At 49.6% G+C, this 22,974-nt stretch carries 20 protein-coding genes and 3 pseudogenes; 16 read left to right on the top strand and 7 right to left on the bottom strand.

Annotation, left to right across the window (positions count from 1 at the left end; genetic code table 11):
* The 3 genes from J4614_RS10010 to moeA form a co-directional block, all read right to left on the bottom strand.
* Positions 1-900, bottom strand: coding sequence for a glycyl-radical enzyme activating protein (locus tag J4614_RS10010; protein WP_079963212.1), 900 nt, complete (start codon positions 898-900; stop codon positions 1-3).
* 277 nt (positions 901-1,177) lie between these two features.
* Complete coding sequence (gene moeB / locus J4614_RS10005; RefSeq protein WP_000829280.1) at positions 1,178-1,927, bottom strand: molybdopterin-synthase adenylyltransferase MoeB; 750 nt, start codon at positions 1,925-1,927, stop codon at positions 1,178-1,180.
* Positions 1,927-3,162, bottom strand: a complete 1,236-nt coding sequence (gene moeA, locus J4614_RS10000; protein ID WP_000395790.1) for a molybdopterin molybdotransferase MoeA — start codon at positions 3,160-3,162, stop codon at positions 1,927-1,929. The genes moeB and moeA overlap by 1 nt, the downstream gene beginning before the upstream one ends.
* Positions 3,163-3,365: 203 nt before the next feature.
* Here moeA and iaaA point away from each other — a divergent pair, with 203 nt between their 5' ends.
* From iaaA to gsiD, 5 genes are read left to right on the top strand one after another with little or no spacing between them, the layout of a single operon-like run.
* Positions 3,366-4,307, top strand: coding sequence for a beta-aspartyl-peptidase (gene iaaA, locus J4614_RS09995; protein WP_001030503.1), 942 nt, complete (start codon positions 3,366-3,368; stop codon positions 4,305-4,307).
* Positions 4,308-4,317: 10 nt separating this feature from the next.
* Positions 4,318-6,189, top strand: coding sequence for a glutathione ABC transporter ATP-binding protein GsiA (gene gsiA / locus J4614_RS09990; RefSeq protein WP_001120574.1), 1,872 nt, complete (start codon positions 4,318-4,320; stop codon positions 6,187-6,189).
* A 32-nt stretch (positions 6,190-6,221) separates the two neighbouring features.
* Positions 6,222-7,760, top strand: coding sequence for a glutathione ABC transporter substrate-binding protein GsiB (gsiB, locus tag J4614_RS09985; protein ID WP_000191439.1), 1,539 nt, complete (start codon positions 6,222-6,224; stop codon positions 7,758-7,760).
* Between the two features lie 60 nt (positions 7,761-7,820).
* A complete protein-coding gene (gsiC, locus tag J4614_RS09980) occupies positions 7,821-8,741 on the top strand; it encodes a glutathione ABC transporter permease GsiC (RefSeq protein WP_000936067.1) in 921 nt (306 codons plus the stop codon).
* 2 nt (positions 8,742-8,743) lie between these two features.
* Positions 8,744-9,655 carry a glutathione ABC transporter permease GsiD gene (gene gsiD, locus J4614_RS09975; RefSeq protein ID WP_001236024.1) on the top strand — a complete coding sequence of 304 codons (912 nt, stop codon included), beginning with the start codon at positions 8,744-8,746 and terminating at the stop codon, positions 9,653-9,655.
* A gap of 90 nt (positions 9,656-9,745) precedes the next feature.
* Here the strand turns inward: gsiD and rimO are convergent, their stop codons facing one another.
* Positions 9,746-11,071: a 30S ribosomal protein S12 methylthiotransferase RimO gene (rimO, locus tag J4614_RS09970; RefSeq protein WP_080083873.1), complete on the bottom strand. Its 1,326-nt coding sequence runs from the start codon at positions 11,069-11,071 to the stop codon at positions 9,746-9,748.
* 230 nt (positions 11,072-11,301) lie between these two features.
* On the opposite strand from rimO, the gene bssR reads away from it, so the two are divergent.
* The 8 genes and pseudogenes from bssR to J4614_RS09935 all read left to right on the top strand — a co-directional run bounded on the left by bssR (position 11,302) and on the right by J4614_RS09935 (position 18,240).
* On the top strand, positions 11,302-11,685 hold the full coding sequence (gene bssR / locus J4614_RS09965) for a biofilm formation regulator BssR (RefSeq protein WP_000259651.1): 384 nt from the start codon (positions 11,302-11,304) through the stop codon (positions 11,683-11,685).
* Between the two features lie 102 nt (positions 11,686-11,787).
* A pseudogene (locus J4614_RS22120) lies at positions 11,788-12,034 on the top strand (IS4 family transposase); the annotation flags it as partial.
* Between the two features lie 364 nt (positions 12,035-12,398).
* Positions 12,399-12,914 (top strand): CoA ester lyase, encoded by a 516-nt coding sequence (locus J4614_RS09960; protein ID WP_080083871.1) that lies wholly within the window; start codon positions 12,399-12,401, stop codon positions 12,912-12,914.
* 22 nt (positions 12,915-12,936) lie between these two features.
* Positions 12,937-13,686, top strand: coding sequence for an electron transfer flavoprotein subunit beta/FixA family protein (locus J4614_RS09955; RefSeq protein WP_001523061.1), 750 nt, complete (start codon positions 12,937-12,939; stop codon positions 13,684-13,686).
* A 10-nt stretch (positions 13,687-13,696) separates the two neighbouring features.
* Entirely contained in the window at positions 13,697-14,650 is a 954-nt protein-coding gene (locus J4614_RS09950; RefSeq protein ID WP_000157772.1) for an FAD-binding protein, read from the top strand.
* Between the two features lie 32 nt (positions 14,651-14,682).
* Positions 14,683-14,946, top strand: coding sequence for a hypothetical protein (locus J4614_RS09945; protein ID WP_001528824.1), 264 nt, complete (start codon positions 14,683-14,685; stop codon positions 14,944-14,946).
* Positions 14,943-16,106, top strand: coding sequence for an acyl-CoA dehydrogenase family protein (locus J4614_RS09940; protein WP_000835387.1), 1,164 nt, complete (start codon positions 14,943-14,945; stop codon positions 16,104-16,106). Before J4614_RS09945 ends, J4614_RS09940 begins: the two co-directional genes overlap by 4 nt.
* Before the next feature lie 448 nt (positions 16,107-16,554).
* Positions 16,555-18,240, top strand: coding sequence for an electron transfer flavoprotein-ubiquinone oxidoreductase (locus J4614_RS09935; protein WP_001000306.1), 1,686 nt, complete (start codon positions 16,555-16,557; stop codon positions 18,238-18,240).
* A gap of 5 nt (positions 18,241-18,245) precedes the next feature.
* Here J4614_RS09935 and J4614_RS09930 read toward each other — a convergent pair whose 3' ends face one another.
* Positions 18,246-19,136, bottom strand: coding sequence for a LysR family transcriptional regulator (locus tag J4614_RS09930; protein ID WP_000545335.1), 891 nt, complete (start codon positions 19,134-19,136; stop codon positions 18,246-18,248).
* Positions 19,137-19,400: 264 nt separating this feature from the next.
* Positions 19,401-19,826 carry a GntP family permease gene (locus J4614_RS09925; RefSeq protein WP_000287110.1) on the bottom strand — a complete coding sequence of 142 codons (426 nt, stop codon included), beginning with the start codon at positions 19,824-19,826 and terminating at the stop codon, positions 19,401-19,403.
* Between the two features lie 346 nt (positions 19,827-20,172).
* Here J4614_RS09925 and J4614_RS22115 point away from each other — a divergent pair.
* Positions 20,173-20,376 (top strand): annotated as a pseudogene (locus J4614_RS22115) (IS1 family transposase); the annotation flags it as partial.
* Positions 20,353-20,864, top strand: a pseudogene (locus J4614_RS22110) (PQQ-dependent sugar dehydrogenase); the annotation flags it as partial. The pseudogenes J4614_RS22115 and J4614_RS22110, both read left to right, overlap by 24 nt.
* Here J4614_RS22110 and J4614_RS09910 read toward each other — a convergent pair.
* On the bottom strand, positions 20,861-21,487 hold the full coding sequence (locus J4614_RS09910) for a glutathione S-transferase family protein (protein ID WP_000631902.1): 627 nt from the start codon (positions 21,485-21,487) through the stop codon (positions 20,861-20,863). The pseudogene J4614_RS22110 and the gene J4614_RS09910 sit on opposite strands and share 4 nt — an antisense overlap.
* A gap of 243 nt (positions 21,488-21,730) precedes the next feature.
* Between J4614_RS09910 and dacC the strand changes: the two genes are divergently transcribed.
* A complete protein-coding gene (gene dacC / locus J4614_RS09905; RefSeq protein ID WP_000195710.1) occupies positions 21,731-22,933 on the top strand; it encodes a serine-type D-Ala-D-Ala carboxypeptidase in 1,203 nt (400 codons plus the stop codon).
* The last annotated feature ends 41 nt before the right edge of the window (positions 22,934-22,974 follow it).

Raw genomic sequence — 22,974 nt, 5'->3', positions numbered from 1 at the left:
TTATCCTCGTAGGGTCGCGGTTAAACCTTTTTGGCAGGCGTACTTCTGGGCAAAATCAAGTAACGCCGGCGCATCCAGTGGTTTATCCGGGGCATGATAGGGTTGACTGAGTAAGTGGTATTTATTGATGCCCAGCGTGTGGTAGGGCAGAAAATGAATTTCCCCGACGTGCAGTTCGTCGGCGGCAAAGTCGGTAATGGCTTTAATGGCCTCCTCATCGGCATTAAATCCCTGAATCAGCGGGACGCGAATCACCATTTTTTTGCCCGCGGCGGCGAGTTTCCTGAGATTTTCCAGCACCCGCGAGGCGCTGCCATCGGTCCACTGCTTAAACGGCCCGTCGGCGACATGCTTCAAATCAGCCAGAAACAGATCGATATAAGGCAGTGAGGGCGCAATGTATTTCCATGGAACATGCAGACAGGTCTCAACCGCTGTATGAATACCGGCGTCATGGCTGGCTTTAAACAGCTCTGCCGCCAGTTCCGGCTGCATAAACGGTTCGCCGCCGGAAAGCGTAAGACCGCCGCCGCTGCGATCGTAAAAAGGTTTATCGCGCAGTACCGTCGCCATGATCTCATCCACGCTTTTTATTTCGCCGCACACGGTTAACGCCTGTGTGGGGCAGCAATGCGCCAGGATGGAAAAATGGGCGTCGGTCAGTTTCTCGCGATGGATGAGCAGGCCGTTTAGCGCGCGCTCAATGACGTCCGGCGCGGCTTGCGCGCACAGGTCGCATCCTTCGAGACACAGTCGCGCGTCGTATAACAGATCCTGAGTGCGGGCGCGGCTTTCCGGGTTCTGGCACCAGCGACAGCCCAACGAACAGCCTTTGAAAAATACTACGGTACGGATACCGGGGCCATCGTGGGTAGAATAGCGCTGAATATTGAAGATCATAAACGGCCTCTCTTATTTCATATAAAGATTAAATTACTTTCGAATGAAAGTTATCTTGATGTGCGTCAACGAATGGAGAGGTTCTGATAAAGAGGCGTTAAATGAGGTACAACATCACGGTTTGAGGCTGTGATATGGCGTTTAAGATGATGCCGCGCTGCTTGAGCCGATCGTCAGTCGGAGCTTGGGTAAGCTGGCTTTGCGTCTGATGACAGTAATTATCTGTTGATACAGCACGGCCATAAACCGTGCTTCGGTATGTTTATCCGTAAAGTGACTACTGACCGCAGACCTCACAGCCGGGGTTGCGCATCAACTTCATTTCGCGGAACTGACAGGTCATCGCATCGTACATGACGATTTTTCCGCTGGCAGGCTGACCGTAATGCGCCAGCAGCTTAATGGCCTCCATTGCCTGTAGCGAACCGATCACGCCAATCAGCGGCGCCATCACCCCTGCCTCTACGCAGGTCAGAGCGTTTTCGCCAAACAGACGGCTCAGGCAGCGGTAACAGGGTTCGTTTTCCCGATACGTAAAGACGGTAACTTGTCCTTCCATACGAATTGCCGCGCCGGAGATTAGCGGCACTTTCGCGGTATAGCACCCGGCGTTAAGTTGATTACGTACGCTAACGTTATCGGTACAGTCCAGTACCAGCGAATGCCCGGCAATCAGGCTGGTCATGGCGTCGTCGTCCAGCCGCGCGTTAACGGGCGTAATGGTAATATGCGGGTTGATTCGCGCCAGCGCGTCGCGGGCGGACTCTACCTTTGGCTGCCCGACCGTGGCGTCGCTGTGCAAGGTTTGACGCTGGAGATTGGAAACGGAAACGGTATCAAAATCGAGTAGCGTCAGTTGCCCGACGCCAGCGCCGGCCAGATACTGCGTTGCCGCGCAGCCGAGTCCGCCCAGCCCGACCACTAATACCCGCGCATCTTTTAACGCTTCCTGCCCTTCAAAATCGAAGCCGCGCAGAATAATTTGTCGGTTATAGCGCAGCATCTCCTGGTCGCTAAGTTCCGCCATTACAGGCCTCCGAACAGAGCATTAAACGGCTCGACTTCCACCCATTCTCCCGGCTCAACATTGCCGCGTTCACGCTCCAGCACAATAAAGCAGTTGCCCAGACTAAACGAGCTGAAAATATGTGAACCCTGGTGCCCGGTGGTCGTGACCTCCAGTTCGCCGTTGGCGCTACGTTGCAGGATGCCGCGCTGGAAATCGAGACGCCCCGGCGTTTTCTTCAGGCGAGATGCTGTGCGTACACGCTGGCGCGGCGGTACAGCGCTTGCCGTGTTGCCGCCAAGCTTCGCCAGTAAAGGCTGAACCAGTTGATAAAAAGTGAGCGCCGCAGAGACTGGATTCCCCGGCAGGCCACAGAACCAGCTATTACTGAGTTTGCCGAAGGCAAACGGTTTGCCTGGCTTGATAGCCAGCTTCCAGAAGGCGATTTCGCCCAACTCCTCAAGGATGGTTTTGGTATAGTCCGCTTCACCAACCGAGACGCCGCCGGAGCTTATCACTACATCGGCCTGGCTGTCGGCGTCGATAAACGCGGCGCGGAGCTTACCGGGATCGTCAGGAATAATGCCTAAATTGATCACTTCGCAGCCAAGCTGTTGCAGCATCAAATGTATGGTTAAACGGTTAGTGTCATAAATTTGTCCCGCCTCCAGCGGCTGGCCCGGAAGCTGGAGCTCGTCGCCGGTCGAGAACAGCGCTACGCGCACTTTACGTACAACCTGCGCATCGGCAATTCCCAGCGACGCCAGCACCGGCAGTTCGGCAGTAGTCAGGCGCGTACCGGCCGGAAAGACCACCGCATCCTGGCGAATATCCTCGCCGCGGCGGCGGATGTTTTGTCCGCAACGAACATCGGCGGTAAAACGCACGCCATCATCGGTTTGTTCCGTCTGCTCTTGCATAACTACCGCCTCGCAACCTGCCGGTACCGGGGCGCCGGTCATAATGCGAATGCAGGTGCCCGCAGGCCACTCTCCCTGGTAAGGCTGACCGGCAAATGCTTTGCCGGCGACGGGCAGCGGCTTATCGGCGGACAAATCCGCCACGCGTACTGCATAACCATCCATAGCTGAATTATCAAAGCCGGGGACATCGAGGGGAGAAACGATATCGGTCGCCAGGATGCGGCCAAAGCAGTTCACCAGCGGCAACGTTTCTACGGCGGTGAGCGGGGTAATACGTGAAAGCATCTGGGTCAGCGCCGTTTCAAGCGGCATCAATCCGGCGGAAAATTCCATGAACATACTCCTGCGAGGCAAAATCGAATCCGGCTATTATGTCAGAAAACAGTGGCGGGCAGTATGCTACCTCGGTCTTAGAGACGGCCTTGCGCCTTTACATACCTTACGCATCTTTCTATATTCAAAAATCGAATGAATAACTCACAACAATTCTGATAGTTATAGTAAAAGTTGTGTGCCACCGTTAATGGACCCTAAAAATGAATAAAGCAGTGATTGCGATTCACGGCGGCGCAGGCGCGATTGCTCGCGCGCAAATGAGCCATGAGCAGGAGCTACGCTATATCCAGGCGCTGTCAGAGATTGTCGAAAGCGGGCAAAAGATGCTGGAAGCAGGTGACAGCGCGCTTGATGTAGTGACGGAAGCGGTGCGCCTGCTGGAAGCGTGTCCGCTCTTCAATGCGGGTATCGGCGCGGTCTATACCCGAGACGGGACTCATGAACTGGATGCCTGCGTGATGGACGGCAATACCCTGAAAGCCGGAGCCGTCGCGGGCGTGAGTCATGTTCGCCATCCTGTGCTCGCCGCCAGACTGGTGATGGAGCGCAGCCCGCATGTACTCATGGTGGGGGAAGGGGCGGAAAACTTTGCCTTTTCACAGGGGATGGCGCGCGTTTCGCCGGATATCTTTTCCACCCCGGCGCGTTACGAGCAATTGCTGGCGGCGCGTGCGGCGGGCGAAATGGCGCTCGATCACAGCGGCGCGCCGCTGGACGAAACGAAAAAAATGGGTACAGTCGGCGCGGTGGCGCGGGATAAATTCGGCAATCTGGCGGCGGCAACGTCTACCGGTGGGATGACCAATAAATTGCCCGGGCGCGTCGGCGACAGCCCGCTGGTCGGCGCAGGGTGTTATGCCAACAACGCCAGCGTCGCCGTTTCCTGTACCGGAACGGGAGAGGTCTTTATTCGCACGCTCGCGGCTTACGATATCGCCGCATTGATGGAATATGGCGGACTCAGCCTTGCCGATGCCTGTGAGCGCGTGGTGATGGAAAAATTACCGGCGCTGGGCGGCAGCGGTGGATTAATCGCCGTTGATCACGAAGGTAATGTCGCGTTGCCGTTTAACAGCGAAGGGATGTATCGCGCCTGGGGATATGCCGGGGATACCCCTACCACAGGAATTTACCGGGAATAAGGAGCCGCAGGTGCCGCACAGCGATGAACTGGATAGCCGCGATGTTCTGTCCGTCAGTGGCCTGAATATCGCGTTTCACCACGAAGGGCAACAGATAGACGCCGTGCGTAATGTGTCATTACGCCTGAAGCGTGGAGAGACTCTGGCGATTGTCGGCGAGTCGGGATCGGGAAAATCGGTGACGGCGCTGGCGTTAATGCGGCTGATTGAGCAGTCGGGCGCGAACGTGCGCTGCGGCGAAATGCTGTTGCGTCGGCGTAATCGCCAGGTGATTGAGTTGTCTGAGCAGAGTGACGCGCAGATGCGGCGTGTGCGCGGCGCGGATATCGCCATGATTTTCCAGGAGCCAATGACCTCGCTCAACCCGGTATTTACCGTTGGCGAGCAAATTGCCGAATCTATTCGTTTGCATCAGGGGGCCAGCCACGAAGAGGCGCTGGCGGAAGCGAAACGTATGCTCGATCAGGTACGGATCCCGGAGTCGCAGGCGATTTTATCGCGTTATCCGCATCAGCTTTCCGGCGGGATGCGCCAGCGAGTCATGATCGCGATGGCGCTATCCTGCCGTCCGGCGGTATTGATTGCCGATGAACCCACCACGGCGCTGGATGTCACTATCCAGGCGCAAATTCTGCAACTTATCAAAGTGTTGCAGCAAGAGATGTCGATGGGCGTGATTTTTATCACCCACGACATGGGCGTCGTGGCGGATATTGCCGATCGCGTGCTGGTGATGTATCAAGGCGAGGCCGTGGAAACCGGCAGCGTAGAGCAGATTTTCCATGCGCCGACGCATCCTTATACCCAAACGTTGCTGGCCGCCGTCCCTCAGCTTGGCGCGATGCGCGGCCACTCGCTGCCACGCCGTTTCCCGTTGATTTCCGCTGACGAACCGGCCCTTTATGAATCGCAGATTGAGCAAGACACGGTGGTGGAAGGCGAACCTATTCTCCAGGTTCGGGGGCTGGTGACGCGATTCCCGCTGCGTAGCGGTCTCTTTAACCGCGTTACGCGTGAAGTTCATGCCGTTGAGAATATCAGTTTCGATCTCTGGCCCGGCGAAACGTTATCGCTGGTGGGCGAGTCCGGTAGCGGAAAATCGACGACCGGACGCGCGTTGCTGCGGTTGGTTGAATCCCGGCAGGGGGAGATTATCTTTAACGGCCAGCGCATTGACTCGCTGTCTGCGGGCAAACTCCAGCCGTTGCGCCGCGATATTCAGTGTATTTTCCAGGACCCTTACGCCTCGCTCGACCCGCGCCAGACCGTGGGGTATTCCATTATGGAACCTTTACGGATTCATGGCCTGGGGCAGGGGGACGCTGCGGCAAAGCGCGTGGCCTGGTTGCTTGAGCGTGTCGGATTACGTCCTGAACATGCCTGGCGTTATCCGCATGAGTTTTCCGGCGGTCAACGTCAGCGCATCTGCATAGCTCGCGCGCTGGCATTGAATCCTAAAGTGATTATTGCCGATGAGGCGGTCTCCGCGCTGGATGTTTCCGTTCGCGGGCAGATCATTAATTTATTGCTCGATTTACAACGGGAAATGGGGATCGCCTACCTGTTTATTTCGCATGATATGGCGGTCGTGGAGCGAATTAGCCATCGCGTGGCGGTGATGTATCTTGGTCAAATTGTTGAGATGGGGCCGCGGCGCGCCGTTTTTGAAAATCCGCAGCATCCTTATACGCGTAAATTGATGGCGGCGGTGCCGGTTGCCGATCCTTCCAGACACCGGCCGCGGCGCGTTCTGCTATCAGATGATATACCCAGCAATATTCATAAACGTGGCGAAGAGACGCCCGCCGTTTCATTACAGTTGGTCGGGCCGGGACATTATGTTGCGCGGCCGCTGCAGGATAATGCGCTCTCGCGCTTATAACATTCAGACTGGCAGGGTTTCAGGAGAACAACATGACGCAATTTATTACGCATAAATGGCTGGCGGCGCTGGGACTGGCCTCATCCATTGCGGCTTTTCCGGCCCTGGCGGCCAAAGATGTGGTGGTGGCGGTAGGGTCTAATTTCACCACGCTCGATCCGTATGACGCCAACGATACACTCTCGCAGGCGGTGGCGAAGTCATTTTATCAGGGGCTGTTTGGCCTGGATAAAGACATGAAGGTAAAAAACGTCCTGGCGAAAGGCTATACCGTTTCTGATGACGGTCTGACCTACACCATTACCCTACGGCAGGGGGTGAAATTTCAGGACGGCGCGGATTTTGATGCGGCGGCGGTGAAAGCGAATCTCGATCGCGCCAGCAATCCGGATAACCACCTCAAGCGTTATAACCTGTATAAAAATATCGCAAAAACGGAGGTTGTCGACCCGGCAACGGTAAAAATTACCCTGAAACAGCCGTTCTCCGCTTTCATTAATATTCTGGCGCACCCGGCGACGGCGATGATCTCGCCGCAAGCGCTGGAAAAATATGGCAAGGATATTGGTTTTCATCCGGTCGGTACCGGTCCATACCAGCTTGAAACCTGGAATCAGACCGACTTTGTCAAAGTGAAAAAGTTCGCCGGTTACTGGCAGCAGGGCTTACCCAAGCTGGATTCTATTACCTGGCGTCCGGTTACTGACAACAATACCCGCGCGGCGATGCTGCAAACCGGCGAAGCGCAATTTGCTTTTCCTATCCCTTATGAGCAGGCCGCGTTACTGGCGAAAAATAAAAACCTCGAACTGGTCGCCAGCCCGTCCATTATGCAGCGTTATATCAGTATGAATGTGACGCAGAAGCCGTTTGATAATCCTAAGGTGCGTGAGGCGTTGAATTACGCTATCAATCGTCAGGCGCTGGTTAAAGTGGCGTTTGCCGGATACGCCACGCCGGCGACGGGCGTGGTGCCGCCGTCGATAGCCTATGCGCAAAGCTATCAGCCGTGGCCCTATGATCCGGCTAAAGCGCGCGAACTGTTGAAAGAGGCGGGGTATCCAGACGGTTTCAGTACCACGCTGTGGTCATCGCACAACCATAGCACCGCGCAAAAAGTGTTGCAGTTTACCCAACAGCAACTGGCGCAGATTGGCATTAAAGCCCGGATAACCGCGATGGACGCTGGCCAGCGCGCCGCGGAAGTTGAGGGCAAAGGGCAAAAAGAGAGCGGCGTGCGAATGTTCTATACCGGCTGGTCGGCGTCGACGGGCGAAGCTGACTGGGCGTTATCGCCGCTCTTCGCATCACAAAACTGGCCGCCGACGCAGTTTAATACCGCTTTTTACAGCAACAAGCAGGTCGACAGCGATTTGGCGGCGGCCTTAAAGACCAACGATCCGCAGGAGAAAACACGATTATACAAAGAGGCGCAGGATATTATCTGGAAAGAGTCGCCCTGGATACCGTTGGTGGTGGAGAAATTGGTTTCTGCGCACAGTAAAAATTTGACCGGTTTCTGGATTATGCCGGATACCGGTTTCAGCTTTGACGATGCGGATTTGAAGTAAGTAATGCGATGGGGCTGGATGGCGCGCGCGTTGTCCGCCATCCGGTAAAAGGTTCGTGTGATGCTTAACTATGTTCTCAAGCGCCTGCTGGGATTAATTCCTACGCTGTTGATTGTGGCAGTGTTGGTGTTTTTATTTGTTCATTTGTTGCCCGGCGACCCGGCGCGGCTGATAGCCGGACCAGAAGCCGACGCGCAGGTGATCGCGCTGGTTCGTCAGCAGCTGGGGCTTGATCAGCCGCTTCATGTCCAGTTTTGGCGTTACATCACCCATGTTTTACAAGGCGATTTCGGTACGTCAATGGTTTCCCGCCGCCCGGTTTCTGAGGAGATCGCCAGCCGCTTTTTGCCGACGCTGTGGCTGACGATAACCAGTATGATATGGGCGGTTCTGTTTGGCATGGCGATCGGCATCGCCGCCGCCGTGTGGCGTAATCGCTGGCCTGACCGGTTAGGAATGACGCTTGCCGTGACCGGCATTTCTTTCCCGGCTTTTGCGCTGGGAATGTTGTTAATGCAGATTTTTTCCGTGGATCTGGGCTGGCTACCGACCGTGGGGGCGGATAGCTGGCAACATTATATTTTACCCTCCCTGACGCTTGGCGCGGCGGTGGCATCAGTCATGGCGCGTTTTACGCGCTCCTCGTTTGTCGATGTCCTGAGCGAGGATTACATGAGGACCGCGCGGGCGAAAGGCGTCAGTGAAACGTGGGTGGTGTTAAAACATGGCCTGCGCAATGCGATGATCCCGGTCGTCACCATGATGGGACTGCAATTTGGCTTTCTGCTTGGCGGATCGATCGTCGTCGAAAAAGTGTTTAACTGGCCGGGGCTTGGGCGATTACTGGTCGACTCGGTCGACATGCGCGACTACCCCGTGATTCAGGCGGAAGTGCTGCTGTTTTCTCTGGAATTTATTCTTATCAACTTAGTGGTGGATGTCCTCTATGCCGCCATTAATCCGGCTATCAGGTATAAGTAAGGATGCGATTATTTAACTGGCGCCGTCAGGCGATTTTACATGCTATGCCGGTGGTAAAACCCGACCAGATACGCACGCCATGGCGGGAGTTCTGGCGTCGTTTTCGCCGCCAGCATGTCGCGTTGGTCGCCGGGGGATTCGTACTGGCGTTAATTCTGGTGGCGATTTTTGCCCGCTGGCTGACGCCCTACGATGCGGAAAACTATTTTGACTACGATAGCCTGAACAATGGCCCCTCTTTGCAGCACTGGTTTGGCGTTGACTCGCTGGGAAGAGACATCTTTAGCCGGGTTCTCGTTGGGGCGCAGATCTCACTGGCGGCGGGCGTGTTCGCGGTATTTATCGGCGCGATAATCGGCACGGTGTTGGGATTGCTGGCGGGATATTATGAAGGCTGGTGGGATCGTTTCATTATGCGCATTTGCGATGTGCTGTTCGCCTTCCCCGGCATTTTGCTGGCGATTGCCGTTGTGGCGGTGTTAGGCAGCGGTATTGCTAATGTGATCGTTGCGGTGGCGATTTTCTCTATTCCGGCGTTTGCACGTTTGGTGCGCGGAAATACCCTGGTCTTAAAACAGCAGACGTTTATTGAGTCTGCCCGCAGTATCGGCGCCAGCGACACGACGATTTTGTTTAGCCATATCTTGCCGGGAACGGTCTCGTCAATTGTGGTTTTCTTTACGATGCGTATCGGTACGTCAATTATTTCCGCGGCAAGCCTGTCATTTCTCGGATTAGGCGCGCAGCCGCCAACGCCGGAGTGGGGAGCGATGCTCAATGAAGCGCGGGCGGATATGGTCATCGCGCCGCACGTAGCGCTCTTCCCGGCGGTGGCGATTTTCCTGACTGTGCTGGCGTTTAACCTGTTAGGCGACGGGTTGCGCGATGCGCTGGACCCGAAGATTAAGGGGTAAGCCAGCCCGGTGGCGTTGACGCCTGGCGGGCCTGGAACGGGCTCGCCAGGTGGGGTAACACATCCGACACCCGCGCCGGGGGAGGTGGCGTTAAACCCGACTGCCCCACAAATCATATTCGTCGGCGTTTTCCACTTTCACGCGCACGATATCGCCCGGCTTGACGTTGGTTTCGCCGTTCAAATAGACCGCGCCGTCAATTTCCGGCGCATCCGCCATGCTACGCCCGATAGCGCCTTCTTCGTCAACCTCATCGACGATCACCAGAATTTCGCGGCCCACTTTTTCCTGCAAGCGCTCAGCGGAGATTTGCTGTTGCAGTTGCATAAAGCGGTTCCAGCGCTCTTCTTTCACCTCTTCCGGCACCTGATCCGGCAGCTCATTCGCGCCTGCGCCTTCCACCGGGCTGTACTTGAAGCAGCCTACACGATCGAGGCGCGCCTCTTTCAGGAAGTCGAGCAGCATCTGGAAGTCTTCTTCCGTTTCGCCAGGGAAGCCGACAATAAAGGTGGAGCGTAAGGTCAGTTCCGGGCAGATTTCGCGCCACTGCTTAATGCGCGCCAGCTGGCGGTCAACGGAACCGGGACGTTTCATCAGTTTAAGAATCCGCGGGCTGGCATGTTGCAGCGGAATGTCCAGATAGGGCAGGATTTTGCCTTCCGCCATTAGCGGAATCACATCATCAACGTGTGGGTAGGGGTAGACGTAGTGCAGACGTGTCCAGACGCCCAGTTTTGATAACTGTTCGCACAGGCTCACCATACTGGTTTTCACCGGTTCGCCATTATGGAATCCGGTGCGGTGCTTCACATCTACGCCGTAGGCGGAGGTATCTTGCGAAATCACCAGAATCTCTTTGACCCCGGCATCAACCAGACGTTTCGCTTCGCTTAATACGTCGCCAATCGGACGGCTGACCAGATCCCCGCGCATCGACGGGATGATGCAGAACGTGCAGCGGTGATTACAGCCTTCAGAAATTTTCAGATACGCATAATGGCGCGGCGTCAGTTTTACACCCTGTTCCGGTACGAGGCTTAAAAATGGATTGTGCTTCGGCTTCGGTACGTAATGATGTACGTGCTGCAGAACTTGCTCATAGCTATGCGGCCCGGTGATTTCCAGTACTTTCGGATGCACTTCGCGGATCTGATCTTCTTTTGCGCCCAGGCAGCCGGTGACGATTACCTTACCGTTTTCGTTCAGCGCTTCGCCAATGGCTTCCAGCGACTCTTGTACCGCGCTGTCAATAAAGCCACAGGTATTAACGATAACCATATCCGCATCGTCATAGCGTGGCACAACGTCATAGCCTTCGGTACGCAGCTCAGTCAGGATGCGTTCCGAATCAACGAGGTTTTTCGGACAGCCAAGGGAAATGAAGCCGATCTTTGGCTGGTGGGTTACATTACTCATAGCTTAAAAAATGTTCATTTATTGGAATGGTCAGGGCAGGGATTCTACAGATATCCGAACAAAAATTGTATCGCAATCTCATCGGGAGCGGCGGCATCAACCGTTGTGGTTATCAGCAAAAGGTGAAAAAGGGCAATTCTAAGAAAATTCTTGATCTCTGACACCCCTTTGTCTAAAAAACGACCATACTATTAAGTTGAACCCTGGTAGAAAAGAGGAGGAAAAAAGGTATGGTCGTTGACAGACTGAGAACCGATCTTCTCAACAAGCTGATAAACGCGCGTATCGATCTTGCCGCTTATCTGCAATTGCGAAAAGCGAAGGGGTATATGTCAGTCAGCGAAAGTGACACTCTGCGTGACAATTTTTTTGAACTGAATCGCGAGCTCCACGATCACGCTTTACGGCAGGGACTGCATCTCGATCAGGAAGAGTGGAACGCGCTGCGTCGTGCCGAAGGCGCGCTTGCAGCCGCCGCCGTTTGTTTAATGAGCGGACACCATGATTGTCCGACCTTTATTGCCGTCAACGCAGATAAACTTGAAAACTGTCTGACAACTTTGACGCTGAGTATTCAGAGTCTGAAAGCACATTCACCGCTTACACAGGTCTGAATAAGGGGGAGGCGACTCCTGAGGAATCCCCAGCAAACCAGGACAGGCATAGTGTTATGTGATCTAATTGATTGCGCTAACACTTTCAAGGAAATCATCACTATGCCTGCTCGTTCATTATGCCAAAAATCCTTTAAAAATATACTGGAGCCTTTGCACCTTTACCGCCGTCAATCTCTGATTGAGGCTACCAGTGTAGTGATTAACGGTGCATCTCTTACACTTATTCAGTATTGGGCGTGATTTGTCAGGAGTAGCATCGGTCAGGCACAAGATAAAACGTATCGATCGACTTCGGGGAAAGTCTCACTTGCAGAATGAAGTTTCAGATACTTTTTCAGCGTGTTACTAAAAAATCACGGAGGGAATGACCCGGGTTGTCATGCTCTCCTATATGCCAGCCTGTTCTCCGCCAAAGGTGACTAAATTCGGTTCACCAGACAATCGTTGATGTTCTTAGGGAACGGTATAGTCGAATTCACTCCTGAAACAGGTACGGAATGTCGGCCGTTTACTATTCTGAAACGTTATTTATATCAAATAATTAAATTTTATTTTTATCTTTGTTATTGTAACAATAAATTACATGTTTCTTTCTGTTATCAGCGAACCTGAACCAATTTTAATGGGGGGTTAGATAAAAGCTAATTCAGAAAATTATTTTTTTAAGATATATTGAATTATCAGATGCTCCATTCAAATGAGAGACGAGAATGCAAACGTTAGAACGGTTTTTTCTTTTCGTTACGGGGGACCAACCTGAACGATTTGAAAAAGCAAATAGCAGTTGTGCTGATAGCGTAATCCTTGATTTAGAAAATGCGGTGTCATCTGAGAAAAAAATAATTGCCAGAGAAAATGCTCTGAATTTCATGAGTAATGATGAAAAAGTACTGATTGCTGTACGTGCAAAAATTGTAATAACTTCACGCCTGGCTGGATCATATCCTTCTGTTGACGGTATCACAACTGAATTTATAAAAAACGAGTTGACAATACAAAATGCTATTCACTCCTGTAAAATGGGGTTCAGTGGCAAGGTATGTATTCACCCTCCACAAATTTCACATGTAAACAGAGCATTCAGCTATTTAAAACAAGAAATCGAGTGGGTTCCCCAGATTATGCGACTGGCTCAATATCCCCATGGAGCGTTTAGTCATGAAGGGCAAATGGTGGATAAACCGTTACTGGAAAAAGCAAAAAGGATTTTGGCTCATAGCATTTAGTAAATATATGAAGGAGTCACCAATGAAAGCTTTAGTTTGTGTAAAACAAGTTGTCGATCATAACGTTAGAATTAGAATAAAGCAAGATCATTCTGATGTTGATATTTCTGATTCAAAACTCAGTATCAATCCATTTGATGAAATTGCAGTTGAAGAAGCAGTACGTTTAAAAGAACGGGGATTAATCAGTGAGGTTGTTGTAGTGTCTATAGGAAACACAGGTGTAGGGGATGTATTGCGTACAGCACTGGCAGCAGGGGCAGACAGGGCAATACACATATTAACAAAAAACTCTCTTACACCACTAATTGTGGCCAAAACTATCACCGCTATTACCCGGAATGAAAAACCCGATATTATATTATTAGGCAAGCAAGCTATTGACGATGATTGTAATCAGGTAGGCCAAATGCTGGCAGCATTACTCGATCTTCCCCAAGCCACTAATGTTAGTGAAATTACTATTTCTGATAATTCATTAACTGCTGTTCGTGAGGTTGATGGAGGATTAGAAACGTTAAATTTATCCCTGCCTGCAGTACTCACTACAGATCTACGTCTGAATACACCGAGGAATATCAGCTTGCCGAATGTTATTAAAGCCAAAAAGAAACCTGTTAAGGAGATAGATTTCGATTCACTTGGTATTAACCCGTCATCCAGATTGACTATTATTAAAGTTGATGAGCCAGCAAGAAGGAAAGCAGGCATAATCGTTCCAGATATTAACACGCTGCTAGATAAATTAAAAAACGAAGAAAAAGTAATTTAAGGAGAAAAATATGGCTTCTTTAGTTATTGCTGAACATAACGGCAATACTCTTTTACCTTCAACACTCAGTACTATCACTGCGGCAAAAGCCATTAATAGTGATATAGATATACTTATGTTAGGATATGGTATAGAAAGTATTGCAGTTAAAGCCAGTCATATTCAGGGGATATCCACTGTATTTGTTGCTGACAGCCCACTATTCGAACACCTTCTGGCAGAGAATGTGGAAAAACAGATCAGCTATTTTTTGAATAGTGGGAAAAATCATTATCAGTCCATTCTTTTTCCTGCAAGCTCTTTTGGAAAAAACTGTGCGCCACGCTTAGCAGCAAAACTTGATGTATCTCAGATTAGTGATATTACGCGTGTCATTGATCAACATACCTTTGAACGTCCAATCTATGCGGGTAACGCTATTGCCACAGTACACAGTGATGATGAATATAAAGTGATAACTGTTCGTCCTACCTCATTTGCGGCTGCGGCTGCGGTTGCGGAAGATGAGGGAAAAGCCCCCATTGAATTTACAGAGGTTGTTCTTGGTTCAGATCAGGTAAAATTTATTAGCCAACATGTTAATAAAAGTAACCGTCCAGACTTACAATCCGCCAGAGTTGTAGTATCAGGTGGACGAGGAGTAGGAAGTGCACAGGCATTCAAAGAACTTGTTGATAACCTGGCAGATAAATTAGGCGCTGCCGTGGGGGCAAGCCGGGCTGCTGTAGATGCTGGTTATGCACCAAATGATTATCAGATTGGCCAGACCGGAAAAATCGTTGCGCCTCAACTTTATATTGCTCTGGGAATTTCTGGCGCCATACAACATCTTGCCGGGATGAAAGAGTCAGGCGTCATTGTCGCTATTAATAAGGATCCTGACGCTCCTATCTTTTCTATTGCGGATTATGGTTTGGTAGCTGATATTTTCAAAGCTGTACCTGAACTTATCGATAAATTATAAATCATATTTTTTCCTCCTTAAAGGTAACTTTTATGCAATATACTGATATTCAAATTTGGCAGCCTGGCATTCTGCGCAACACCGATTATCTTAACCCCGGTCCCGCTAAGCTGCTGGCCGCCACTCTGGATAAAGACATCAAAATCTTTAAAGAGGGGGGCGTTCTGCCAGAATTATGGCACTGGCTCTATTTTCTTCCTGTCGACCGCCAGTCAGATCTATCTGCTGATGGTCATCCGATAAAAGGTCATTTTCTACCCCCTGTTGGCGCTGGTTTATTGAGGAAAAAATTATGAAAAGTATTGAAAAGGATAAATATCAGGATATTCGTGATGCGGTTCGTTCATTATGTAGTGAATTTGATGATAAATATCACCGTAAGATAGATGAAGCAAAAGCTTATCCTGAAGAGTTTGTTAATAAACTAACCAAAGCTGGTTGGCTGGCTGCGCTCATCCCGGAGGAATTTGGAGGGTCAGGGCTTGGTTTAACTGAAGCATCTATTATCATGGAAGAGATCAATAGATCGGGTGGAAACTCTGGAGCCTGCCATGGTCAGATGTATAACATGAATACGTTGTTACGTCATGGATCCGATAAACAGAAAGAATTCTGGCTGCCACGGATAGCTACTGGTGAATGGCGCCTGCAGTCGATGGGCGTCACAGAACCCACAGCAGGTACAGATACCACCAGAATTAAAACTACAGCTGTAAAAAGAGAAGACCGGTATGTGATAAACGGACAAAAAGTCTGGATTTCACGTGTTCAACATTCAGACTGGATGATTCTTCTGGTTCGAACTACTCCGCTTGCAAATGTAAAACGTAAATCCGAAGGGATGTCTATTTTCATGGTTGATATTAAAGAAGCTATGAAAAATGGAATGACAGTACGACCTATTCCCAATATGGTCAATCATGAAACCAACGAGCTCTTTTTTGACAACCTGGAAATTCCCGAAGAAAATCTTATTGGTGAAGAGGGTATGGGTTTTCATTACATACTTGATGGTTTAAATGCAGAGCGTACCTTGATTGCGGCAGAATGTATAGGCGATGGATATTGGTTTATGGATCGTGTTACCCGCTATACCTGCGAGCGTGAGGTTTTTGGTCGTCCCATTGGTCAGAACCAGGGGGTGCAGTTTCCTATTGCAGAAGCATTTATTGCAGTGGAAGCGGCTAATCTGATGCGTTTTAAAGCGTGCGAGCTTTTTGATCAGCATCTTGATTGTGGAGCACAGGCTAATATGGCGAAATACCTTGCTGCGAAAGCCAGCTGGGAAGCAGCCAATGCCTGCCTGCAATTTCATGGTGGATATGGTTTTGCCTGTGAGTATGATATCGAACGAAAGTTTAGAGAAACACGTTTATATCAGGTTGCTCCCATATCTACCAACCTGATCCTGAGCTATATCGCTGAGCATGTGCTGGAGATGCCACGTTCATTCTGATGTCAAATCAATTGGAAAAATATTATGAAACAGTTACCTCTGTCCGGAGTCATTATAGTCTCGATTGAACATGTCATTGCCGCTCCCTTCTGTACCCGACAGTTGGCTGATTATTTCTCGCGGGTAACTATAATAGAATGCCAAGAAAATAGGGACTTTTCCTGCAATTATGATGAACGGCTTAAAAATGATTTGTGTATATTATTTTTCATCTGAGGGAGAAAGCTAAATATAAATGTTATGGAATGCTTCATCATCACCGACATTTTTTTAATAGTTGATAACTGGCTATATAGTCTTATAGGCACCTTTTTCTAAGGTTGAACATTCCTATACCATTTCATCTGTTTTATCACTATGATATTTATTTCATTGGTTACAATATGAATGCAATTTTATTTACATAATATAGCTGTTCCTACGGTGCTGAAAAATTAAGGAGTTAATAATGAACGATACACTTTCTAATACCCAGCAATCACGTGAGACAATAGAATGTGATGTTCTTATTGTGGGAGCAGGACCCGCCGGATTATCTGCAGCTCTTAAACTTAAATTACAGGCAAATGACGCAGGAAAAGAACTGTCCATTATCGTCCTTGATAAAGGAGCTGAGCCTGGTTCTCATATTCTCAGTGGGGCAGTCATGGATCCCCGAGCGCTGAATGAACTAATTCCTGATTGGCAGGAAAGAGGCGCACCCATTAAACAGCCTGTTACTCAGGATAAATTACTGTTACTGACGAATGAAAAATGTATTAATTTGCCGGATGCATTGATTCCTGATAATTTTCGCAACCATGGAAACTTTATCGTAAGCCTCGGTAATCTCATTAAATGGCTCGCCGGTCAGGCAGAAACGTCAGGCGTGGATATTTATGCAGGCTTTTCGGCAACTGAGATACTGTATGATCAGGATACTAACATTATCGGTGTAGTAACTGGTGATATGGGACGTCATCGGGATGGCAGCAAGAAAGAGGGGTTCCAGAGTGGAATAGAAATTCTGGCAAAATATACAATTTTTGCCGAAGGGGCCCGCGGTAGTCTGGCTAAAGAACTGATCAAAAAATTTCATCTTGATACAGGCAAAGCACCCCAGAGTTTTAGCATAGGCATAAAAGAGTTGTGGGAGGTTCCATCAGACCAGTCCCACCCGGGGCTTGTAATTCACACCACAGGTTGGCCTCTGGATAAAGAGTCGTTTGGGGGTGGGTTTCTCTATCATCTTAATGATAATAAAATTGCACTAGGTTTGGTTGTGGGACTTGATTATTCAAATCCCTGGTTAAGCCCTTTTCAGGAAATGCAGCGCCTGAAAACACACCCTTCTATACGCAAATACATTGACCGGGGTAAGCGTATTGGTTATGGCGCAAGAGCAATCAATAACGGCGGGATTGCGTCTATGCCTGATCCCTGTTTACCTGGTGGTCTGCTGATTGGTTGTAATGCCGGTACGCTCAATGCAAGTAGAATCAAGGGCATCCATACAGCTATCAAAAGTGGCATGATAGCGGCTGACGCTATATTTAATGCTTTGCTGGACAACAGGAAAAACGACATACTGACAGAATATCAAACATTACTGCGACAGAGCTGGCTTTGGCAGGAACTGGAAAATGGTAGTAATTTCAAACCCTGGTTTAAAAAAGGGCGTGTGATAGGTTTTATCATGACTGGCATTGAGCATTGGCTGCTTCCCCGAATGGGTATAAAAAAAATCCCCTGGCGTGTAAAAAATAACCGACCGGACAATATCACTCTGCAACCGGCCAACAAAAGCCAGAAAAAACTGTACGACAAACCTGACGGTAAACTGACGTTTGATATTTTGTCATCCGTCTATCTCAGTAACACCTGGCATGATGACGACCAGCCAGTACATTTGAAAATCAGTGATCAGAATATCCCTATATCCATTAATCTGGATATTTATGGTGGCCCCGAAGAACGATATTGCCCTGCCGGAGTATATGAATTTTTACAGGATAGTGAAACACAAAACATGCGTCTGCAAATAAATTCACAGAACTGTATTCACTGTAAAGTTTGTGACATTAAAGATCCTAAACAAAATATAACCTGGACTACGCCTGAAGGTGGCAACGGACCAAATTATACAGGGATGTAACGCTATCACTCAGTCTGAGCTGTGAGCATAGTAACCAGTTTTTGTGTGAAGCCGGGTAATTTGTCAAAGCTTCTGGCGCAGATTTGTAATTTTCTTAATGACCAAAATTCATCAAGATCAATAATCGAAAATTCATGCAACTGACGCAAACGGGATGCAGCAGAGTGAGGCATTATACCAATGCCCACTTTTGCTTCAACCATACGGCAAAATGTTTCAAAGTTGCCGACCTGTATTCTAATTTTCAGTTTAGATGGTACTAGTTCTGCCTTTTTTCGGATAAATTCAAACATTCCTGTCCCTTCAGGCAGGCTGATTTGTTCATATTGAATTAATTCATGAAAGGTCACGCTTTTTCTGTCAGCAAAGGGATGGTCTGTCGCGGTGATAAGCACTAGCCTATCAGTACGGAACGGCAGTATTTCAAGATTATCTGTTGTAATATTACCAGCAACAATTCCGAGATCAGTTTTCCCCTCAATAACAGAACGTACAATTTCCGGACTTGGATACTCCCTGAGATCAATATTCACATCGTTATATAGTGTAAGGAAATGGCTCAACAATGGGGGGAGATACTCTGCAATAGCAGTTATACTGGAAAATATTCTGACATGTCCTTTGATGCCTTTAACATGCTCCTGCATATCGCTACGTAACATTTCCATCTGATTCACAATAAGGCTGGCGTGGTGTTTAAATGTTTCACCAGCAGAGGATAACGTTATCCCCTTGCTACTACGATACAGCAATCTCAGATTGATACTCTGTTCAAGATTACGTATACGCACGCTACCAGATGCGGCAGACATGTAAGTTTTTTCCGCTCCACGTGTTAAGCTCCCTTCTTCACTGATAGCAAGGAATAATTTTAAATCTTTTATATCAAAGTGCATCGTTGTGGCTCATAATTAACGTATAATACAGTGTGCTGCTTTTTTATAGACTCAGTCAGACTGAGTATTTCGGCCTATCCGAATTCCTGTCACGTCGAGATAACTACAAAATGTAGGCTGACGGTGTCACCGCCCTACCATGATCCGGGGCGGATCTGGTAGGACGCTGGTGACCGCTGACAGGGGGTCAGGTCAGACATATTGTCGGAACCGTTGTAACGTAGATGCTAATACCTGCTCCCCGTGGTCATCAGGTTAACCCGTTTACAGCGGTTTTTTCAGCCCCGGCAGATTTATCATAAACTGATCACCGTAAATATGTGGAATCAGCCAAGTAAAGAACAGATTGGCAAACGCCACCACAAACAATGATACGCCTCCATAGGTCAATAAAGCGCATACAAGAATAATCATCGGCATGGCTTTGTTCTGGCCCACCATACAGGTCACAGCACTGACAATTGAGTAGTAAAAACCAGCAAATTCAATCAGCTTGCCAAATACTGCACCCAGCAGAAAGACAGGAAAATAAAGTTTTACAAAACCGATCAACTTATCCATAAATATATCACTGAAAACCGGGGCGACCGTCACTGGACGGGTGAACAGAACTGCGCCAAGTGCTACCAGCGGAGCAAAAAGGATCACACTGTAACCACGATAAGCGACCAGCATCAGTAATGAATACATTCATTGTCTTATCTCGCTTGCATGACTACCCATTTTATCCATGTTATGCAACAGCTTGTGTCATATTTTTCTGATCTCCATTTTAGATCAGACAGGCTATTACTCAGGGATTCCGGCGCGAAGAATGGAACATACTCTAAAAAGTACTCGGCGGATTCAAGTCGGTATCACTCCGTTAATAATCTTTATTCTCGACCCGCTGCATGTTGATTTTACGGTTAAACGCCGTTCTCTTATTCATCGCAGGAGTAAACCATCATGACATGCAGTGAAATCCCCAGAAAACGATCATGTATTCAATCGGTGATTATCGTTTCGAATACCGACTTTTATCGCAGGATTTATGATGGTTAAAGTCGATGTGAAATGCCCGTTTTGCGCGCAAACGGCATCCGTTAAAAAGTATGGTCCGGGGAGTGCAGGGCACCAGCATTACCGCTGTCAGGCATGTTGCCGCAGCTTTCAGGTCGACTATGAATACCGCGCCTGTCAGCCCGGCATGAAAGAGCAGGTTGTTGATCTTGCCATGTACAATGCCGGTATTCGTAATCCGCAGGGACTGGCAGTCAATCCCTGGAGCGGCGCGCTATGGCTGCATGAACACGGTCTGCGCGGTGGCGATGAAATTAACATACCGAAAAAAGGCAAAAATTATGGCTGGCCGCTGGCCACATGGGGCGCTAACTATAGCGGTCTGAAAGTGTCGGAAGCCAAAGGTAAAATTGTCGCGGGGGCGGAGCAGCCGGTTTATTACTGGAAAGATTCTCCGGCAATTAGCGGGATGGCCTTTATATCAGCGACGTTTTTGTGCCGTGACGGCATAAACTGTTTATCGGCGCGCTAAAAGATAAAGAGGTTATTGTGATGCGCGTTAATGGCAATACGGTGACGGAAGAAGACTGTATTTTGTGTGACAGAAAGCAACGTATCTACGATGTGCGTGTCGGACCTGACGGCTACTTATATGTGTTAACCGATGAGTCCGACGGGCAGTTACTCAAGGTAAGTCCTTCACTTGAGGCCGCGGCTACGCGTTAGGTGACTGGGATCATCACCACTTTGCGAAAAGCAGGGCGCTCGGTAAGCTGTTGATACCAGCGTTCCAGATTCGGGCGCGGCGTCCATTTCAGACCCACGTTCAGCAGGTTATAGACGAAAGGCGCAATAGCGATATCACCGGTGCCAAAGTTATCCCCGGAGAACCACGGCTGGTGGGCCAGAGCATCATCAAGAAGCGCAAACAGGCCATCACACTTTTCGATACCAGCTTCAATTGCCGCCTGGTCGCGTTTTTCCGGCGGGGTTCTGACCAGTCCCATCAGGATCACACGGTGCGCCGGGCTTAACGTTTGATTCGCCCAGTCCATCCATTTTTCGCCCTCCGCACGCCGCGCCGGATTATCAACCCATAGCCGGTTCTGGCCGTATTGCGCCGCCAGATAGCGGACAATGGCATTGGATTCCCACAATAACAGGTCGGTTTCATCATCTTTAAGCAGCGGCACCAGTCCATTGGGATTCATCGCCAGATAGTCGGCATCCTGGTTAACGCCGAATTTTCCGCCTGCCAGAATTTGATCGTATGGCAGTTCCAGCTCTTCAAGCGTCCACAACACTTTTTTAACATTAGTCGAGTTGTTCCGGCCCCACAGCGTAATCATATTAACCCCTTCTGTTTTATCAGGATGATGACAGTAATCGGCCTACCGTGAGATAAACCTAACATTTACACAATGGTCTGTAAAAAAATCGTTATGAAGGAAGCGTAACGGGATGTTATTGCATAAACTTTAAAAACTTTACCAAGTTACGGTTTCTTTAACGTCGTGAGTGCGTTATTACTCACCGCACTTATTACACGGTGGTGTGACGTGTGTTTTTGGAATGGATACTCGGGTGGTACTATGACGCAATACGCTTCTTCCCTTCGTAGCCTCGCGGCAGGTTCGGTTCTCTTATTCCTTTTCGCTTCGCCTGTAAAGGCAGAGGAACAAACGATCGCGCCGCCGGGCGTTGATGCGCGAGCCTGGATCTTAATGGATTACGCCAGCGGTAAAGTACTGGCGGAAGGTAATGCCGATGAGAAACTTGACCCTGCCAGTTTGACAAAAATTATGACCAGCTACGTAGTGGGCCAGGCGCTGAAGGCAGGGAAAATCAAGCTGACCGATATGGTAACGGTGGGCAAAGATGCCTGGGCGACGGGGAACCCGGCGCTACGTGGGTCGTCGGTGATGTTTCTGAAGCCAGGCGATCAGGTGTCTGTTGCGGATCTTAATAAAGGCATCATCATTCAGTCAGGTAATGATGCCTGTATCGCGCTTGCCGACTACGTCGCCGGAAGCCAGGAGTCCTTTATCGGCCTGATGAATGCCTATGCGAAACGACTGGGATTAACGAATACAACCTTCCAGACGGTACACGGTCTTGATGCGCCAGGGCAGTTCAGTACCGCTCGCGATATGGCGTTGCTCGGCAAGGCCTTGATTCACGATGTGCCTGACGAATACGCCATTCATAAAGAGAAAGAATTTACTTTTAATAATATTCGTCAACCGAACCGCAACCGCCTGTTGTGGAGCACCAATCTGCATGTCGACGGCATGAAAACGGGGACAACGGCTGGCGCTGGGTATAACCTTGTCGCCTCCGCCACTCAGGGCGATATGCGTCTGATCTCTGTCGTGCTGGGGGCGAAAACGGACCGTATTCGTTTTAATGAGTCAGAAAAACTGTTGACCTGGGGTTTCCGCTTCTTTGAAACGGTCACGCCGATTAAACCTGACGCGACATTCGTGACGCAACGGGTCTGGTTTGGCGATAAGCCTGAGGTCAATTTGGGGGCGGGCGATGCGGGGTCTGTGACGATTCCGCGTGGGCAGCTTAAAAACCTGAAGGCCAGCTTTACGTTGAACGAACCACAGCTCACGGCGCCGTTGAAGAAAGGGCAGGTTGTCGGCACCATCGATTTCCAGCTTAACGGAAAATCCATTGAGCAACGCCCGTTAATGGTGATGGAAAACGTCGAGGAGGGGGGATTTTTCAGCCGGATGTGGGATTTTGTGCTGATGAAACTCCATCAGTGGTTTGGCAGTTGGTTCTCGTAAAATAACCCCGTTGCCGGGTGCGCGTCGCATCCGGCAACGGG

The sequence above is a fragment of the Salmonella sp. 32031103-2018-00083-FB-01-SM-01 genome, assembly GCF_017571995.1.
Lineage (GTDB): Bacteria > Pseudomonadota > Gammaproteobacteria > Enterobacterales > Enterobacteriaceae > Salmonella > Salmonella enterica.
The sequence above is the reverse complement of the archived record's forward strand: the minus strand, read 5'-3'. Positions and strand labels throughout refer to the sequence as shown.

Coding starts and splice junctions, on each gene's coding strand:
- J4614_RS10010 (WP_079963212.1), bottom strand. CDS start 900: ATGATCTTCAATATTCAGCGCTATTCTACCCACGATGGCCCCGGTATC.
- moeB (WP_000829280.1), bottom strand. CDS start 1,927: ATGGCGGAACTTAGCGACCAGGAGATGCTGCGCTATAACCGACAAATT.
- moeA (WP_000395790.1), bottom strand. CDS start 3,162: ATGGAATTTTCCGCCGGATTGATGCCGCTTGAAACGGCGCTGACCCAG.
- iaaA (WP_001030503.1), top strand. CDS start 3,366: ATGAATAAAGCAGTGATTGCGATTCACGGCGGCGCAGGCGCGATTGCT.
- gsiB (WP_000191439.1), top strand. CDS start 6,222: ATGACGCAATTTATTACGCATAAATGGCTGGCGGCGCTGGGACTGGCC.
- gsiC (WP_000936067.1), top strand. CDS start 7,821: ATGCTTAACTATGTTCTCAAGCGCCTGCTGGGATTAATTCCTACGCTG.
- gsiD (WP_001236024.1), top strand. CDS start 8,744: ATGCGATTATTTAACTGGCGCCGTCAGGCGATTTTACATGCTATGCCG.
- rimO (WP_080083873.1), bottom strand. CDS start 11,071: ATGAGTAATGTAACCCACCAGCCAAAGATCGGCTTCATTTCCCTTGGC.
- bssR (WP_000259651.1), top strand. CDS start 11,302: ATGGTCGTTGACAGACTGAGAACCGATCTTCTCAACAAGCTGATAAAC.
- J4614_RS09960 (WP_080083871.1), top strand. CDS start 12,399: ATGCAAACGTTAGAACGGTTTTTTCTTTTCGTTACGGGGGACCAACCT.
- J4614_RS09955 (WP_001523061.1), top strand. CDS start 12,937: ATGAAAGCTTTAGTTTGTGTAAAACAAGTTGTCGATCATAACGTTAGA.
- J4614_RS09950 (WP_000157772.1), top strand. CDS start 13,697: ATGGCTTCTTTAGTTATTGCTGAACATAACGGCAATACTCTTTTACCT.
- J4614_RS09945 (WP_001528824.1), top strand. CDS start 14,683: ATGCAATATACTGATATTCAAATTTGGCAGCCTGGCATTCTGCGCAAC.
- J4614_RS09940 (WP_000835387.1), top strand. CDS start 14,943: ATGAAAAGTATTGAAAAGGATAAATATCAGGATATTCGTGATGCGGTT.
- J4614_RS09935 (WP_001000306.1), top strand. CDS start 16,555: ATGAACGATACACTTTCTAATACCCAGCAATCACGTGAGACAATAGAA.
- J4614_RS09930 (WP_000545335.1), bottom strand. CDS start 19,136: ATGCACTTTGATATAAAAGATTTAAAATTATTCCTTGCTATCAGTGAA.
- J4614_RS09925 (WP_000287110.1), bottom strand. CDS start 19,826: ATGTATTCATTACTGATGCTGGTCGCTTATCGTGGTTACAGTGTGATC.
- J4614_RS09910 (WP_000631902.1), bottom strand. CDS start 21,487: ATGATTACGCTGTGGGGCCGGAACAACTCGACTAATGTTAAAAAAGTG.
- dacC (WP_000195710.1), top strand. CDS start 21,731: ATGACGCAATACGCTTCTTCCCTTCGTAGCCTCGCGGCAGGTTCGGTT.